Here is a 15,622-nt window from a genome sequence, read left to right as displayed (position 1 = left end):
GGTGATCTCTCCGTTATGCGTTAGGCGCCCTTCAGCGCCGCCGTGCAGTGCCCGCAGCGCACCGCCTTGATGGGGATGCTCATCGCGCACTCGGGGCACTCCTTCGTCGTCACCTCCTCCGCGCGCTGCCTGTGAAGCTTCCCCATGAGCCGCACCAGGAGAAAGACGCAGAGCGCGACGATGAAGAAGCTGACCAGGTTGTTGATGACGACCCCGTACTGGAGGAGCACCGCGCCGGCCTTCACCATCTCCTCGGGGGTCGCGTACGGACCGGGGCCGCTCGGGGGCTTCAGGACGATGTAGTGCCGGCTGAAATCGATGCCGCCCGTCAGGAGGCCTATCGGCGGCATGATCAGGTTATCCACCAGCGCCTTGACGATGTTGCCGAACGCCGCGCCGATCACGACGCCCACGGCCATGTCGACGACATTGCCTCGAATCGCGAACTTCTTGAAATCCTCCCAGAACATCGCTTCCTCCGGCGTCGGGGGCTCCTGCTCTCGCCGTGGCCCCGTTCCGCTGTCGCCTCTCCGCGATCAGGGTGCTGCCTGCGCGGATCGCGCGGTGGCGGCGGTCGCCGCCATCCACGCAGGCGCCGCGAGCAGCACGAACGGTGCCACCGGGCTCGTCCGTGGGCTCACCCCGGCCAGCCGCTCGCAATTGCGCCCTCCGCGCGGTCGCCCCCGCTCTCTCCGCCCGCTCCCTGCGCGCACCGAGCCCCGGCCGTCCCGCTCCCCCGCGCTCGCAGCGCGAGCCGCTGCCCCCGCGCTCGGTGCAAGAGCGCCGCACCTGGGGCCAACTGCGCCACCTCCCATCGATTTCGCACATGGCGGTTCCCCGGCCCGGGGCGGCTCTCTAGGATGCGCGCCGGAGGAACCACCGAGCCATGGACCCCGATGCCGAGGCCGCCCTGCGCTACCGCGCCAAAGCCGAGCTACGGAAGCGCGCCCGGGCCGTCCGCAGCTCCATCCCGGCCGAGGCCATCCTCGAGCGATCGCGCCGGATCCAGCGCGCGCTCGCCGAGCTGCCGGCCCTCGCCGCGGCCCGGCGGGTCGCGCTCTTCTACCCGATCGAGGGGCGCAACGAGGTCGACCTCCGGGGGCTCGATCCGCTCCTGCGGGCCCGCGGCGCCCGGGTTGCTTACCCCTCCATCGACCCCGAGTCGCGCGCCATGACCTTCCGCTTCGTCGAGGACCCCGAGGCCATGCAGGAGCGCGGCCTCGGCTTCCGCGAGCCCGACGCGACCGACGAGGAGGCCGCTGCGCTCGACGTCATCGTCGTGCCCGCCCTGCAGATCGATCCGCGAGGGCACCGGATCGGCTATGGCGCCGGCTACTACGACAGCACCCTGCCGCGCTTTTGCCCGCCGGCGCATTCCGTGGGCGTCGTGTTCGACTTCCAGCTCGTCGCCGAGGTGCCGGCGACCCCGGGCGACGTCCCGCTCGGGGCCATCGTCACCGACGCCCGCGTGCTCGCCGCCGAACCGGCCTAGGATGCCCAGGGCACAGGTGGGAGAGGACATCGCGAGCGACAGGCCCGTTCTCGTCGCGGCCATCGCCTCGGGCGCGATGATCGCCCAGCAGGTCGCCGGCCGCGCGACGCGCGACGCCCTCTTCCTCGCCAGCTTCGGCGCGGCCGACGTCCCCAAGGTCATGGCCGCCGGCGCGGTCCTGTCGTTCGGCGCGGTCGTCCTGCTCTCGCGCGCGCTCCTCCAGCTCTCTCCCGCGCGCGTCGTCCCGGCCACGTTCGCCGCGAGCTCCGCGCTCCTCGCCCTGGAGTGGGGCCTCGCCCGGCGCGCGCCTGGCGCCGCCGCCCTCGTCTTCTACCTGCACATCGCCGTCTTCGGCGCGACCCTCATCTCCGCCTTCTGGTCGCTCGTCAACGAGCGCTTCGACCCCCACACCGCCCGCCACTCCATCGGGCGCATCGCGGGCGGCGGGACGGTCGGCGGGGTGATCGGCGGCCTGTTCGCCTGGCGCGCCAGCCGCCTCATCGACGCCCCGACGATGCTCCTCGCCCTCTCCGCGGTGAGCGCGCTCACCGCCTGGGCCACCCACCACCTGGGCGCCGGCCTGGCGCGCGCGGCCGGCGCCGCCGGCGGGGCGGGGCGCACCGAGGTTGAGGTGGTGCGCACCGAGGTTGAGGCCGGGCGCACCGAGGTTGAGGCCGGGCGCACCGAGGTTGAGGTGGCGCGCACCGAGGTTGAGGCCGGGCGCACCGAGGTTGAGGTGGCGCGCACCGAGGTTGGGGCCGGGCGGACCGATGTTGAGGCCGGGCGGACCGATGTTGAGGCCGGGCGCACCGAGGTTGGCGCCGGCGGGTCGGGGCTCGCCGCGCTCCGCGACAGCAGCCACCTGCGCGACCTCGGCCTGCTCGTCGGCCTCGGCGCCGTGAGCGGCGCGCTGTTCGACGTCGCCCTCAGCGCCGAGGCGGCCGCCGCGATGACCGACCACAACGCGCTGCTCTCGTTCTTCGCGCTCTTCCACCTCTCGGTGAGCGTGCTCTCTTTCCTTGTGCAGTCGCTCGCCGCCACCTTCTCGCTCGACCGGCTCGGGCTCGCCGCCACCATCGGCATCCTTCCGGCCGCGGTCGTCACGAGCACCCTCTCCCTCGTGGTCGCGCCGCGGCTCTGGGCCGCCTCGATCGTCCGCGCGACCGACGCGGTGCTCCGGAACTCGCTGTTCCGCTCGGGCTACGAGCTCCTCTACACGCCCCTGCCTCCGGACCAGAAGCGGTCGATCAAGACGCTCATCGACGTCGGCTTCGACCGCATCGGTACCGCGGCGGGCAGCGGCCTCGCGATGGGCCTGCTCGTGCTCGCCCCGGGCGGGTCGCTCCCGCTGCTGCTCGGCCTCGGCGCGGCGGCCGCGGGCGTCACGCTGCTCTTCACGCCGCGGCTGCACCGGGGCTACGTCGCCGCGCTCGAGGGCAGCCTGCGCTCCGGCGCCGTCTCGCTCGACCCGACGAACGTCGTCGACGCGACCACCCGCCGCACCCTGAGCGGCACCGTCGACGCGCTCAGCCGCGACAAGGTGCTCGCCGAGCTCGCTGCGCTCCGGAACGCGGCGGCGCGGTCCGACGTCGGGCGCGGCCCTGCCGACGGCGAGCGCACGTCGCACCCCGGCCCGCCGCTCTCCGGCCGCCCACCGCTCTCCGGCCCCGGCCCCGCGCCGCTCTCCGGCCACGCCCCCGGGGGCTCGCCGCGGCCTCCGGCGGGCGATCGCAGGGGCGTCGACGGGCCGCTGTCCGCGCGCGCCGCCTCGGCCGCGCTGGCGTCGGATCCGGTGCTCGCCGCCACGGCCGACCTCCGCTCCGGTGATCCCGAGCGGATCCGCCGTGCGCTCGTCCGGGAGCCGGATCCCGCGCTCGTGCCGCACCTCCTCCCGCTCCTGGAGCGCGAGGGGCTCGCCTCCGAGGCGATCCGGGCGCTCCGCGCCGTCGCCCCCCGCGCGACCGGCCAGCTCCTCGACGCGCTCCTCGACCCGTCCGTGAGCGTCGCCCTCCGGCGCCGCATCCCGCGGGTGCTCCAGGCCTGTCCCACCCAGCGCGCCGCCGAGGGCCTGATGCTCGGCCTCGCCGACGAGCGCTTCGAGGTGCGTTATCAGTGCGGCGTCGCGCTCGCGCGGCTCCTCCAGCAGCGCGCGCCTGTCCACCTGCGGCGCGACGACGTGATCGAGGCGGCGATGCGGGAGATCGCGATCGGTCGCCGCGTGTGGGAGGCCCAGCCCCCCAACGTCGCGCCCCCGGTCGAGGCGCCGCTGGCCGAGCGCCTGCTCGTCGAGCGGACGAGCCGCAGCCTGGAGCACGTGTTCCGCGTCCTCTCCCTCTGCCTCGAGCGTGAGCCGCTCGAGATCGCCTACAGGGCGCTCCACGCCGACGACGCCCACCTCCGCGGGACCGCGCTCGAGTACCTGGAGAACGTCCTGCCGGCGCCCATCCGCGAGAGCCTCTGGCCGTACCTGGGCGCCCGCGCGCCCGCCGCCCCTCCCGACCCAGGCGCTGCCCCCCCCGACCCAGGCGCCGCCCCTCCCGACCCAGGCGCCGCCGAGCCGCGCGCCCCGCGCCTGCCCGAGCACGCGCTCGACGAGCTTCGCCGCTCCGCCGCCAGCATTCCGCGGGCGTCGATCTCCGCTGCGCGGCGGCGAAGAGAGCCACGCACGTAGCGCGTGGCCCACCGCTCGTCGCTCCATCGAGCGACAAAAAGAAAAAAGCGTCGCCGGGGCCCGGGGGGGAGAGGCCGCACCAGCAACGCTCGTCCGTGAATTAGCAGCTCACATGCCACTGCGAGAAGATGGAAATAGATTTAAATTTCGCATAGATGTCCCGGGCGCATCCTCCCAGTGTTGCAATCCTGCGATTTCATCCTTGCAGGCGAGCATCGTGTCGGGGACGTGCCCTCCCGATCCAGCTCAAGGCGTTCACGCCCCGGGCGTCTACCCCATCTCCAGCGGTTTCCGCCCCCTCTGCCCCATCCAGAGCAGAGCGGCGGTCTCCCGCACAGGAGACGGGCCCAGATCGGCGTTTTCGGCGCGCAAGCGCACTCCGGTGCGCTGAGCACCGAAAACGTCGAGGTGGGCCCGTATCCGAAGCGGGAGACCGCCGCTCTAATGGAGGGGTTCGCGGCGGTGGACGCGCTGATCGAGGTGCTCGGCGATGGTGAGCCGGTCGGCGTCGCTCATGACGACGAAGCGGACGGCGAGCAGGTTGTCGCGGTCCCAGACCGGGCGGGCGCGCAGCCGGATGGGGCGCCCGACCCCGAGGTCGAGCTCGAACGGGGTCACGGCAGGCAGCGCCCGGCCTGCCAGCGCGGGCGCGCGCTCGACGACCATGCCCGTGGGGGAGAGATCGATCGCGCGGCACCGGTGCCGGTGGCCATCGACGAGCGCCGAGACGGGGAAGTCAACCTGAGCGCGCGCGCCCTGCCTCCGATCCATGGGAGCCTCCTTGGGTGTCCTCGTGACGCGGCGAGCGTAGGTCGCGGGGCTCGTCCGGGCCAAACATCGGGCGGGCGAGCCCCGCGGTCCGCTCGCGGCGCGATCTCGGCGCGCGCGGGATCGGTGCGATATGCTGGCGCGGCGAAAGGAAGGTGTGGCGATGCCCACGTGCCGCGAATGCAATAGCGAGGTCGACGAGCTCAAGACGATCAAGGTCGGAAGCAAGAAGAAGAAGGTCTGTGAGGACTGCGCCGACCGCGCGGCGCAGGAGGGCGCGATCGCCGAGGAGAGCGAGGCGGTGGTGCAGCAGATGATGGGCTTCAAGGGGAGGCGCTGAGCGCTCTCCTGCCCGCCGATTCCCGCCGATACCCACCGATTCTCGCCCATCTCCCGCGCTCGGCGAGCCGCGCGCGCGCCGCGCGGACGCCCCGATCTCCCCGTCGAACGCCGGCCCGTCGTCCCTCTCCACGATCTCCCGCGAGCCCGCGTCGCGCGCATGGACCCCGGCGGCGCGGCTCACGACCGCGCGCACGAAGGGCACGGCGAACGGCGCTCGACCTTCGCAGGCCAGCCGCGACCCGGATAGCTGACCGTCCGCCAAGCAATCGAGCAGGACTGCGAGCTGTTTCTTGCTTGCAGCGCAGCGGTGCGCCGAGGAAGCGCGCGACCTAACTCGGGTCACAGGCGCCGCGGCCGAGATAGCGAATGCGGGGGAAGGTAGGCAAAGGTCGTTGGATGACATGGAGAACCCAGTCGCATTGGAGGTTTACCCACATTTCCCGGGGATTTCGTCTGAATTCAAGCGAGCGGACGACCACTTCTCTATACCTTCCTTACATCAGCGGACGGACTGCGCATTGCAGTTCTGCATCGAAAATTTGCAACCGCGATGTGAAAAGCGGCCGAGGTGTGCGACCTAATTGGGTGTTCGTTTCGTTTTCGAAAGCATTTCGTCTTGACCCGTCGTGTTAATCCGGGAATAAGTTGTTTCACGAGAGCGCCGGTATCCGCCCCTCTGGTGCTGAATGGTCTGCACCGATGGTTCGCGGCGCGAAGGCACGCAGCGGGAGGCTCCTCTTCTGCCCCCTGATGCTTTCGCCCGTTACGGTCCTGTTCACCACAGGGGTTCGACGACGCCGGGGGAGAAAAAGCCATGCATTCGATTTCTCAAGGCTTTGGGTCGCGGTCGTTTGCCGCCGGTAAGTTCATCGCTTCGCTCGTGGCGGTGTCGATCGTCGGTTTCGGCTGCGCGCCGCTCGACGAGGACGTGACCGCAGAGGAGCTGGACGCGGAGGAGCAGGCGGCCGGCACGACGTATCAAGTCGGTCCCACGCGCACCTACAAGACCATCGGTGAGGTAGCCAGCAGACTGCAGGCGGGCGACGTGGTGGAGGTCGACGGCAACGCGACGTACTCGGGTGACATCAGGCTCACGAAATGGGGCACGCCCACCTCGAAGATCACGATCCGCGGCGTGCGGGTCGGTGGGAAGCGCCCCGTCCTGAAGGGCGGGACCAACACGATCGAGCTCAACGCCAACCACATCGTCTTCGAGGGGTTCGATGTGACGGGCGGCACCTCGCGGTGCATCTTCCAGCACGGGCACGATGTCACGATCCGTGACTCCGTGATCCACGATTGCCCATCGCACGGGATCCTGGGCGCCGACAGCGATTCAGGTTCGCTGACGGTGGAATACGTGGAGGTCTATAACTGCGGTAACGGTACGCAGAAGCACCCGATCTACATCGCAACGGACGAGTCCGCCTACCCGGGTTCCGTGTTCCGGCTGCAGCACAGCTATGTCCACGATGCAATCGGTGGCAACGCGGTGAAGACCCGCGCGGAGCGGAACGAGATCTATTACAACTGGATCGAGGGCGGGCTCTACAAGGACCTCGAGCTCATCGGCCCCGACGGGCAGGATCCGGGGCTCGCGCGGGAGGACTCCGATGTGGTCGGCAACGTCTTCCGCAAGACGCACACGCAGTACGTGATCCGCGTCGGCGGCGACGGCACCGGCGACACCAACGGGCGTTATCGGTTCGTGAACAACACGTTCCTGCTGATGGCGGGGTCGAACGCGGCGATCCACCTGTTCGATGGCATCGAGAGCATCGAGCTGCACAACAACATCTTCTATCGCGTCGGGGGCGGGAGCGTTCAGGTCTTCCGTGACGACGCGAGCTGGACGACCGGCAGCCCGCTCATCAAGGGCGTCAACAACGCGGTGCCCACGGGCACGACGGTGCCTTCCGGCTTCACGGGGACGCTGATCGTGAGCGATCCCGGCTTCACGAGCATCGGCAACCGCGACGTGACGCTGCTCTCGACGAGCCCGCTGCGGAACACGGGTGTCAGCTCGACGACGGGGATCTCGGGGCGCACGTTCCCGTCGCCGCTGGCGATGCCGCTCTACCACCCGCCGAGGGCGGCGCTCCAGGCCGTCGGCACCGCGCAGCGGCGGACGGCCGTGGGCGCGGTCGACATCGGCGCGTTCGAGTTCGGGACGACGACCACGACGCCGACGCCCACGACCCCCACGCCGACGCCCACGACGCCGACGCCCACGCCGACCACGCCCACGCCGACGACGCCGGCTCCGGTGTGCTCGGTCGTCAACGCTGGCCAGTGGTTCAATACGTCGCTGCCGTCGACCCAGCGGGGCACCTTCACGGCGACCTGGGACGTGACGCCGAGCGCGTCGAAGATCGACGCCGTGGTCGGCCTCTCGACCAGCTCCGCGAGCCAGTGGACCCAGCTCGCCGCGATCGTCATCTTCGACGAGGATGGCAATGTCCGCGTCCGGAACGGCGCGAGGTACCAGGCGCTCCAGGTGTTCCCGTACACCGGCGGGACGACCTATACTGTCCGGATGGTGGTCGACGTGGCGGCGAAGCGGTACTCGGTGTACATCCGGCCGAAGAACGGCGCCGAGGTGCAGCTCGCGAACAACTACGCGTTCAGGTCCGAGCAGGCCAGCGTCGCTTCGCTCGCGAACTGGGCGATGACGCAGACGATCGGAACGGCCACGCTGTCGGCCTGCAACTTCAAGATACAGTGATCCCGCGGGGGGCCGGCGCGATGAGCGCCGGCGGCTCCTTGGGGCGGTCGTCCTAGGTGGCCCGGCGCGAAGAGACCGTGTTCTTCGCGCGGCGCGGGGGCCCCGCCGGACTCGCCTGAGACAAAGCTCCTCCGGCTTCGCCGGAGGAGCTTTGTCATTTGGGCTCAGACATTGGCCCTCCCCTCGCCGCGCGAAGAACACGGTCTCTTCGCGCCTACGGGGGTCGATGAGGCGTAGGCGTTAACCAAGCTTCGCGCCGCATCCTCCTACATCCGAACGTTTACGTGGACGTTTACGTGGTCGTGGACGTTTACGTGGACGTTTACGTGGACGTGGCCGTGGACGTGGACGTGGACGTGGACGTGGACGTGGACGTGGACGTGGACGTTTACGTGGTCGTGGTCGTGGTCGTGGTCGTCAACGATAGGCCGTGAACGACCACGACCACGTAAACGTCCACGACCACGTAAACTTGCACGTTGGTGCTCGATGGTGGGGTGGAGAGCGGCGCCTTCATGCCCTGAGCGTGACCGAACGAGCTTGGCTAACGCCTCACGAGAGCTCGCTCGGTCACATGGCCAGAGAGGGAGTTTGTCGCCGTGATGGCTGCGGCCCCCCGCCCGCCCCGGAGGCTCAGGCGAGTCCGCTGCGCTGGAGCAGGGCGTCGAGCGTGGGCTCGCGGCCGCGGAAGCTCTTGTAGAGATCCATCGGGTCCTGCGTGTCGCCGAGCGCGAGGATCTGGCCCCGGAACGCGTCGCCCACCTTCCGGCTGAACAGTCCCTCTTCCTGGAAGCGGGAGAAGGCGTCGGCGTCCAGCACCTCGGCCCATTTGTACGAGTAATAGCCCGCGGCGTAGCCCACCGGGCTCGAGAAGAGGTGCGAGAAGCCGGCGATCATGGCGTAGCCCTCGGGCAGCGGGACGGGCGAGTAACGCCCGAGGACCTCGCGCGCGAACTCGACGACATCGCCCTGCTCTCCAGTCCAATCCATGTGGAGCGCGAGGTCGATCTCGGCGAAGCCGAGCTGCCGCATCGTCACGGCGCCCGCGCGGAACGTGCGGGCCGCGCGCATCCGCTGGAGCAGGTCGTCCGGGACCGGCGCGCCCGTCTCGTGGTGGCGCGCGAAGAGGTCGAGCGCCTCCCGCTCCCAGCACCAGTTCTCCATGATCTGCGAGGGGAGCTCGACGAAGTCCCAGGCGACGTTGGTGCCGGCGAGGCTCCGGATCGGCACCCGGCTCGAGGCGTGGTGCATCATGTGGCCGAACTCGTGGAACAGGGTCTCGACCTCGCGGTGGTTGAGCAGCGCGGGGCGGCCGCCGACCGGCGGGGTGAAGCTGCCCGCGAGGACCTCGAGGTGGCGCGCGTCCTCGCCGTTCGCGCGCCCATCCTCGCTCGGCGCGCCCGTGACGAGCCCGTGCATCCAGGCGCCGTCGCGCTTCTGCTCCCGCGGCACGAAGTCCAGATAGAAGGCGGCGCTCTGGGCGCCGTCCGGCTCGACGAGCTGGTAGGCGCGGACGCTCGGGTGCCACGTGGGGGCGGCCTGCCAGGGCGCGATGCGCACGCCGTAAAGGCGGTGGGCGATCTCGAACAGGCCGGAGACGACGCGATCCAGCGGGAAATAGGGGCGGAGCGCCTCGTCGTCGAAATCGTAGCGGGCGCGGCGGAGCTTCTCGGCGTAGTAGGCGACGTCCCACGGCGCGAGCGGCGGCGCGTCCGGGCCCTCGATCTCGCGGCGGAAGGCGGCGAGCTCCTCCTTCTCGCGGGCGAAGACCGGCTCGGTGCGCGCCCGCAGCGTGTCGACGAAGCGGCGCGCCGCGGCGCCCGTCTTCGCCATCCGGTCCTCGAGCACGAGATCGGCGAAGCTCGCGTAGCCGAGCAGCCTCGCCTTCTCCCCGCGGAGCTCGAGGATGCGGCGGATGAGCGGGCGGTTGTCGTGGTCGCCCTCGGTCGCCCGCGTGTTGAAGGCGCGGTAGAAGCGCTCGCGGATCGTGGCGTCGTCGAGGTGCGTGAGCACCGGGATGTAGCTCGGCGCCTGCAGCGTGAAGCGGTAGCCCTCGATGCCCCTGTCCTTGGCGCCCTGGCGGGCCGCCTCGACCGCGCTCGGCGGCAGGCCGACGAGGCGGGCAGCGTCCTCGACCACGAACTCGAAGGCGTTCGTCGCGTCGAGCACGTTCTGCGAGAAGCGCAGGGTGAGCGTGGCGAGCTCGACGTCGATCTCGGAGAGGCGCTTCTTGCCAGCCGGGTCGAGCTCGGCGCCGCTCCTCCGGAAATCGTCGAGGGTCTTCTTCAAGAAGCGGCGCCGCGGGCCGGTCAGCGCCGCGGCCTCGGGCGTGGCCGCGTACGCCTTGAGCGCGCCGTAGACGCCCTCGTTGAGGGCAATGCCGCTCAGGAACTCGCTGACCTCCGGCTGGACGGCGTTGTACGCGGCGCGCAGCGCGGGCGTGGTGGACGTCGATTCGAGGTGCGAGACGACGTTCATGGCGCGGTCGAGCCGGTCGGTGACGGCCTCGAGCGCGGCGAGGGTGTTGTCGTAGGTGCGGGGGCCGGGCGCCGCGACGAGCGCGTCGAGCCGGGCGCGGGCGTCCTGGAGCAGCGCGCGCACGGCGGGCTCGACGTGCTCGCTCCGGATGCGATCGAACGGGATCTCGAAGCCGAGAGTGAGCAGGGGATTGTCGGTCGCTTCGGTCATATCGTTCCTGGTTGGGCTTGAAGGGCCGGCGGACGAGCGCGGGCCGGCGACCCTCGGCCGATCCGCGCAGCCCTACCTTGGTAAAGGCGCCGGCGAGGGTTGGCCAGTAGTTCGTCGTCCAAGTTCTTCCTCATTGCGTGGGAGGGGCGCGGAGCACCCTCCCCGGGGGCCTGACGTCACGACGAGGGAAGAGCTTGGTGAGACGAGGTGAAGCGCGGGCGAGCGGCTAGACGCCCAGCCACCGCGCGACGATCGTGGCGAGCACGTCGGACGTCCCCGAATGGATGCTGCCGCCCAGGGCGTCGTCGATGGCGGAGGGGAGGCCGCTCTCCTCGAGGTAGCCAGCGCCGCCGCGGAGCCGGAGATCGTCGAGCGCGGACGCCACGGCCGAGTCCGCCGTGTGCCACTTCGCGAGCGCGGCCTCGGCCTGACCGCGCTCGCCCTGATCCAGCGCCCACGCGGCGTGGTAGATGAGCAGCCGCGAGGTCTCCAGCCGCAGCTTCATCTGCGCGAGGCGGTGCGCGACGGCCTGGTGGCGCGCGATCGCCTGGCCGCCGATCTCGCGCTCGCGGGCGAAGCGGACGGCCTCGCCGAGGGCGCGCTCCATGGCGCCGAGGCGGAAGGCGAGGATGAGCGCGCGCTCGAAGGTCATCGCGATCTGGAAGACGGCGAGGCCGGCGCCGGCGCGGCCGAGGAGCGCGTCGTGGCCGACCTCGCAGCCGGTGAACGAGACGGGCGCGAGCCGCGCGCCCCGGAGGCCAGCGGTCGCGAGCGGCGCGCCGGGGAGGACGCGCGCGGCGCCCTCGCCCGCGGCGCGGGGGACGAGCAGCGCGGTGAGGCCGCGCGCCGGGGCCCCTCCGTCGCGGCCGCCGCCGTCGCGCGCGATCGCGAGGTACACGTCGGCCCGGTCGGCCCAGGTCACGTACCGCTTGTCGCCGGTGAGCCGGTAGCCGGCGTCCGTGCGGTCGGCCCTGGCCTGCACCGACGCGACGTCCGAGCCGGCGCCGGCCTCGGTCGCGGCGACCGTCGCCATGCACGCGCCGCTCGCCATGCGCGGCAGCCACGCGCGCTGCTGCGCGGGGGTGCCTATCCGCGCGAGCAGGAGCGCCACGCCGAAGAGGTGCGCCCCCGCGGCGAGCAGGACGCCGCCGTCGCGCAGGGTCGCGCCGAGGCCCTCGTAGGCGAGCGCCGTCGTGACGAGGTCGAGGCCCTCGCCCCCGAGATCGCGGGCGATCGGCAGGCCGAGGGCGCCGCCCCAGGCGAGGACGCGCATGCGATCGTCCGGCGCCGCGGCGTCGGCCTCGGCGCCGAGGGCGCGCATGCGGTCGTGGACGGCACGCTGGGAAGGGGTCCACCCGAAGTCCATCGCCGCTTCGATACCAGAGCCGGCGAGGGGCGGGGAGGAGACGAGGACGGCGCGCCGGCTCAGTAGGGGCGCTCTCCGGCGAAATTGCCGGGAGGATCGTAGTTGCACACCCAGATCTGCCAGGTGCCGCTGCCGAACGGCGAGCCGGTCGTGCAATCGGCGACCCCGCAGCCGAGGCGCAGGGAGTCGGCCCATACCACCTGAGTGTAATGGCCGCAGGTGGAGCTGCAGGCGTTGCTCGCAAGATCGTAGTTGGCCGCCTCGTCGACCCACGAGGCGACGACGTCCTCCGGTGTGGGGGACGAGCCGGTCGACGCGAAGATGTTCTCTCCATAGTTGCTCGCGCTATGGCCGAACGTGCACCGGGCGGCATAGGCCTGAGCCACCGCGGCGATCTCGGGCGACCACGAGAGAGGGGGCACCCCCTGTTCGGCGGGCGGGTCGACCGCGGCGCGCGCGGCGTTGTGGGCCGCCGTCATCCCGATCATCCTCGGCGGCTCGCCGGCGGCCTGGCCGCTCGTCGGGCCCGCGTCGTCGTCGGACGAGGCGCCGCAACCGGCCGTCAGGGCGAGCATGAGAGAGAGCTGTACGAACCGGGGGAGCCGTGGGCCGAGCGTCATCACGGGGCCATTGTCCTACGGCTCGGCCGAGCTCTGCAACGGCGATTCGATGAAGGCTGGTTGTACCCACGACGTGCCGTGTCATGGCGCGCCCGCAGCCGTCCCTGGACGGCCGCGTCCGGGCGTTCTTCCCACCTCTGCCGTCGACATGGACATCAACAGATCTCGTCGTCGTTGGCTCCCGTGCTGACGGGCTTCGCCCTAGGGTGACGTCGAGACGAGCAACAATTCCGCAGCATGGGCCTTGTCATGCGGGTCGATCTATGAGCTATTGTCGCCCTGCTTCGGAGGCGGCTGCGGTCCGAGCTCGGCGGCGAGCGTGCTCCCTCACGGGGTATCACCGCTCTCCGTGGCAATTCGGCACCAGCGGCACGCCCGACAAAGAACCAAGGAGTTTCCCGATGAATATCCGTGTGACGTGGCGAATCGCGGCATTCCCGCTGGCGCTGGCGGCGCTCTCCGTCGTCCCGGCGATGGGGTGTGACAAGGTCTCGGAGCTGCAGAATGACGTCTGCTGTCGCGACTTCACGCCGGGCGCCGATCTCGCCACGGTGGAATGGGGTCTCGAGGGCGAGGCAGAGCTCAATTATGGTGCCTTCATGCAGTCCGTGTCGGACTTCACGGGCGCCGCGGGCGCCATCGTGGCGGACGTGACGAGCGCCTGTCAGGCGATCGCGCTGGACCTCGGCGCGGATGTGGCGACGATCACGGCGACGAAGCCGAACGAACGGGCGGTGCAATGGTGTGAGCTCGCCGTCGACGCGCTCGGGGACGCGACGGCCGGCCTGTCGATCACCTTCCAGCCGCCGAGCTGCACGGTCGACGCGAGCGTACAGGCGAACTGCGAGGCGAGGTGCAGCGCCAACGTCGAGTGCCAGCTGACCCCGGCGGAGGTCGTCGCGCGCTGCGATCCTGGCCAGCTCTCGGGGCGGTGCGAGGGGAAGTGCACCGGCTCGTGCGAGGGCTCGGCCAACCTGGCCGTCCACTGCGAGGGCACGTGCCAGGGGACGTGCGAGGGCACGTGCGACGGCGAGTGCTCCGCGACGACCGCCGGCGGCGACTGCCGTGGCGAGTGCCAGGGCAACTGCACGGGCGAGTGCCGTGGCTCGTGCGCGTTCGCGGCCGACGCAGCGGTGCAGTGCAACGCCGATTGCTCGGGCTCGTGCGACGTCCAGTTCAAGGCGCCGAAGTGCAGGGCCGAGCTCAAGCCGCCGAGCGCCGAGTGCCAGGGGTCCGCGGAGTGCAGCGGCTCCTGCGAGGCGAGCGCGAGCGCGAAGGCCAGCTGCAGGGAGCCCGCGGTCAACATCGAGGGTGGGGCCGACGCCGAGGCGGCGATCGCGACGCTCAGGGCGAACCTGCCGCGGCTCCTCGTCGTCGCGCACGCGCGCGGCGAGCTGCTCCTCGCCAGCGCCGAGGCGGTGGTCCAGGCGGGCGGCCACCTCGAGGGCGCGGCCACCGGCAGCGTGAAGGCGGGGGCGTGCCTCATCCCGGCCACCAATGCGATCACGCAGGCGGTCGAGAACATCCAGGCGGGCATCACGGGCAGCGGCAGCGTGATGGCGAAGCTGGAGATCGCCCCCCCGCGCCCCTGAGCGCAGGGCCCGTGAGCGCAGGCCCGGCAGCGGCGCAGGCCGCGGCCGGGCGCGCGTGAAGGAACCCGTCAGGCCAGCCGTCGGCGCAGGCCGCTCACCGCGGCGCTGCGCCCCTGGTCCGCGCGCGGAACGCCTCCGGCCTCACGCCGGTCCAGCGCCGGAACGCCCTCGGCTCGGAATAGCCGAGCAGATACGCCACCTCGCCGATCGCCATGTCCGCGTCGAAGAGCGCCGCAGCGCGGCCGCGCTGCCGCCGGTGCCCTGGTTCGACGGCCTGCCGCCGGACGAGCGGCACGCCCACACGGCGTCCGTGGTGCGCAGGGCGGGGTGCGCGCCGCGCCAGGCGATCGAGCCTATGCACGGGCGGCGAGCCACGATTGCACGGCTCTGCTCTACGACGATGTTGAAAGCCTATCAGCCGGTCGACTGGCGCGCTCCTGAGAAGGGTTGTGTGGAGGCCAGTTGCTCGTCGACATGCTCCCGCCCACGCGCCGTCTTGTGATGGCTGTGGCAGCGAGGATGCTGGCCGCGGCGTGGAGCGGCGCGCATGGCTTCGTGGTGCGTCAGCCGCGCATCGAGACGAGGTTCTGGACCACGTGCCGCAGGTCGTCCACGTCGAGCGGCTTGTCGAGCACCGCGTCGGCGCCCAGGCGGTAGGCTTCCGCGTGCGTCTCCGGGTCGCCGAACGCGGTGATGAGGACCACCGGCGTGGTCCAGTCGTCGCGGCGCAGCCCGGCCAGCAGATCGAGTCCGCTCGCGCCTGGCATCCGGATGTCGCTCACCACGACATCGACCGGGGCGCCGTTCCCGGAGATGAGCGCTTCGCCCATCAGCTCGAGGAGGTGCTTGGCGTCGTGCGCCTCCAGGACCTCGTAGCCGTCGCGGCGGAGGGCGGTGGCGAGGAGCAGCCGCAACTCCCTGTCGTCCTCGGCGAGCAGCACGCGGATGCGGGTCGCGCCGGGGTGGACGCGCGGCACCGGCTCAGGGGGCGTATTCAGGATCGAGGCAAGACCGCGCATCGAGTCGTGGGGCATCGGGCTCTCTCCTTGGTGAGCGGTCTGTATTGCAGGCCGCGTGCCGCCCACCGGCGGCCGTCCGGAACCGACCGAGGTTGGGGTGGCCGGAACCGACCCAGGTTGAGGTGGCCGCCCGGAACCGACCGAGGTTGAGGTGGCCGGAACCGACCCAGGTTGAGGCGGACGGGCGGGTTGCAGGGGTGATCCCCCCGCGTCGGCCATCCGGGGTGGGGCGTCGTTCCCCGCCCGGGGTATTCCTCCGCGCCTCAGCCGCCGGTCTCCTCCACCGCCGACCCGCGCTCGGCGCCTGGCTCCGCGGCCTCTTCCACCCCGCCTACCCTC

Annotated in this window: 13 protein-coding genes; 6 read left to right on the top strand and 7 right to left on the bottom strand. The window is 71.4% G+C overall.

Annotation, left to right across the window (positions count from 1 at the left end):
- Window positions 1-20: 20 nt before the first annotated feature.
- The gene (gene mscL / locus WMF14_RS37610; protein WP_272104310.1) at window positions 21-470 is read right to left on the bottom strand and encodes a large conductance mechanosensitive channel protein MscL; all 450 of its coding nucleotides are present in this window, start codon (window positions 468-470) and stop codon (window positions 21-23) included.
- A 416-nt stretch (window positions 471-886) separates the two neighbouring features.
- Between mscL and WMF14_RS37605 the strand changes: the two genes are divergently transcribed.
- Window positions 887-1,492 (top strand): 5-formyltetrahydrofolate cyclo-ligase, encoded by a 606-nt coding sequence (locus WMF14_RS37605; RefSeq protein WP_272104312.1) that lies wholly within the window; start codon window positions 887-889, stop codon window positions 1,490-1,492.
- 16 nt (window positions 1,493-1,508) lie between these two features.
- Window positions 1,509-4,163 (top strand): hypothetical protein, encoded by a 2,655-nt coding sequence (locus WMF14_RS37600; protein WP_437794218.1) that lies wholly within the window; start codon window positions 1,509-1,511, stop codon window positions 4,161-4,163.
- A gap of 441 nt (window positions 4,164-4,604) precedes the next feature.
- Here the strand turns inward: WMF14_RS37600 and WMF14_RS37595 are convergent, their stop codons facing one another.
- A complete protein-coding gene (locus WMF14_RS37595; protein WP_437794216.1) occupies window positions 4,605-4,934 on the bottom strand; it encodes a PilZ domain-containing protein in 330 nt (109 codons plus the stop codon).
- Between the two features lie 160 nt (window positions 4,935-5,094).
- On the opposite strand from WMF14_RS37595, the gene WMF14_RS37590 reads away from it, so the two are divergent.
- The 3 genes from WMF14_RS37590 (at window position 5,095) to WMF14_RS37580 (ending at window position 8,432) form a co-directional block, all read left to right on the top strand.
- Window positions 5,095-5,271, top strand: a complete 177-nt coding sequence (locus WMF14_RS37590) for a hypothetical protein (protein WP_272104317.1) — start codon at window positions 5,095-5,097, stop codon at window positions 5,269-5,271.
- Window positions 5,272-6,087: 816 nt separating this feature from the next.
- Window positions 6,088-7,998 (top strand): hypothetical protein, encoded by a 1,911-nt coding sequence (locus WMF14_RS37585; protein ID WP_437794213.1) that lies wholly within the window; start codon window positions 6,088-6,090, stop codon window positions 7,996-7,998.
- Between the two features lie 284 nt (window positions 7,999-8,282).
- Entirely contained in the window at window positions 8,283-8,432 is a 150-nt protein-coding gene (locus tag WMF14_RS37580; RefSeq protein ID WP_437794211.1) for a hypothetical protein, read from the top strand.
- A 199-nt stretch (window positions 8,433-8,631) separates the two neighbouring features.
- Here the strand turns inward: WMF14_RS37580 and WMF14_RS37575 are convergent, their stop codons facing one another.
- The 3 genes from WMF14_RS37575 to WMF14_RS37565 all read right to left on the bottom strand — a co-directional run bounded on the left by WMF14_RS37575 (window position 8,632) and on the right by WMF14_RS37565 (window position 12,672).
- On the bottom strand, window positions 8,632-10,686 hold the full coding sequence (locus WMF14_RS37575) for a M3 family metallopeptidase (RefSeq protein ID WP_437794208.1): 2,055 nt from the start codon (window positions 10,684-10,686) through the stop codon (window positions 8,632-8,634).
- 226 nt (window positions 10,687-10,912) lie between these two features.
- Window positions 10,913-12,052 (bottom strand): acyl-CoA dehydrogenase family protein, encoded by a 1,140-nt coding sequence (locus WMF14_RS37570; RefSeq protein ID WP_437794205.1) that lies wholly within the window; start codon window positions 12,050-12,052, stop codon window positions 10,913-10,915.
- Window positions 12,053-12,111: 59 nt separating this feature from the next.
- Entirely contained in the window at window positions 12,112-12,672 is a 561-nt protein-coding gene (locus tag WMF14_RS37565) for a CAP domain-containing protein (RefSeq protein ID WP_272104323.1), read from the bottom strand.
- A gap of 401 nt (window positions 12,673-13,073) precedes the next feature.
- Here WMF14_RS37565 and WMF14_RS37560 point away from each other — a divergent pair, with 401 nt between their 5' ends.
- Window positions 13,074-14,264, top strand: a complete 1,191-nt coding sequence (locus WMF14_RS37560) for a hypothetical protein (RefSeq protein WP_437794202.1) — start codon at window positions 13,074-13,076, stop codon at window positions 14,262-14,264.
- A 94-nt stretch (window positions 14,265-14,358) separates the two neighbouring features.
- Here WMF14_RS37560 and WMF14_RS37555 read toward each other — a convergent pair whose 3' ends face one another.
- Complete coding sequence (locus WMF14_RS37555) at window positions 14,359-14,565, bottom strand: hypothetical protein (RefSeq protein WP_437794199.1); 207 nt, start codon at window positions 14,563-14,565, stop codon at window positions 14,359-14,361.
- Between the two features lie 262 nt (window positions 14,566-14,827).
- Window positions 14,828-15,298 (bottom strand): response regulator, encoded by a 471-nt coding sequence (locus WMF14_RS37550; RefSeq protein ID WP_437794196.1) that lies wholly within the window; start codon window positions 15,296-15,298, stop codon window positions 14,828-14,830.
- Window positions 15,299-15,622 lie beyond the last annotated feature (324 nt).

The organism is Sorangium sp. So ce693, from assembly GCF_051521375.1.
Lineage (GTDB): Bacteria > Myxococcota_A > Polyangia > Polyangiales > Polyangiaceae > Sorangium > Sorangium atrum.
This window is presented reverse-complemented; position numbering and strand designations above follow the sequence as displayed.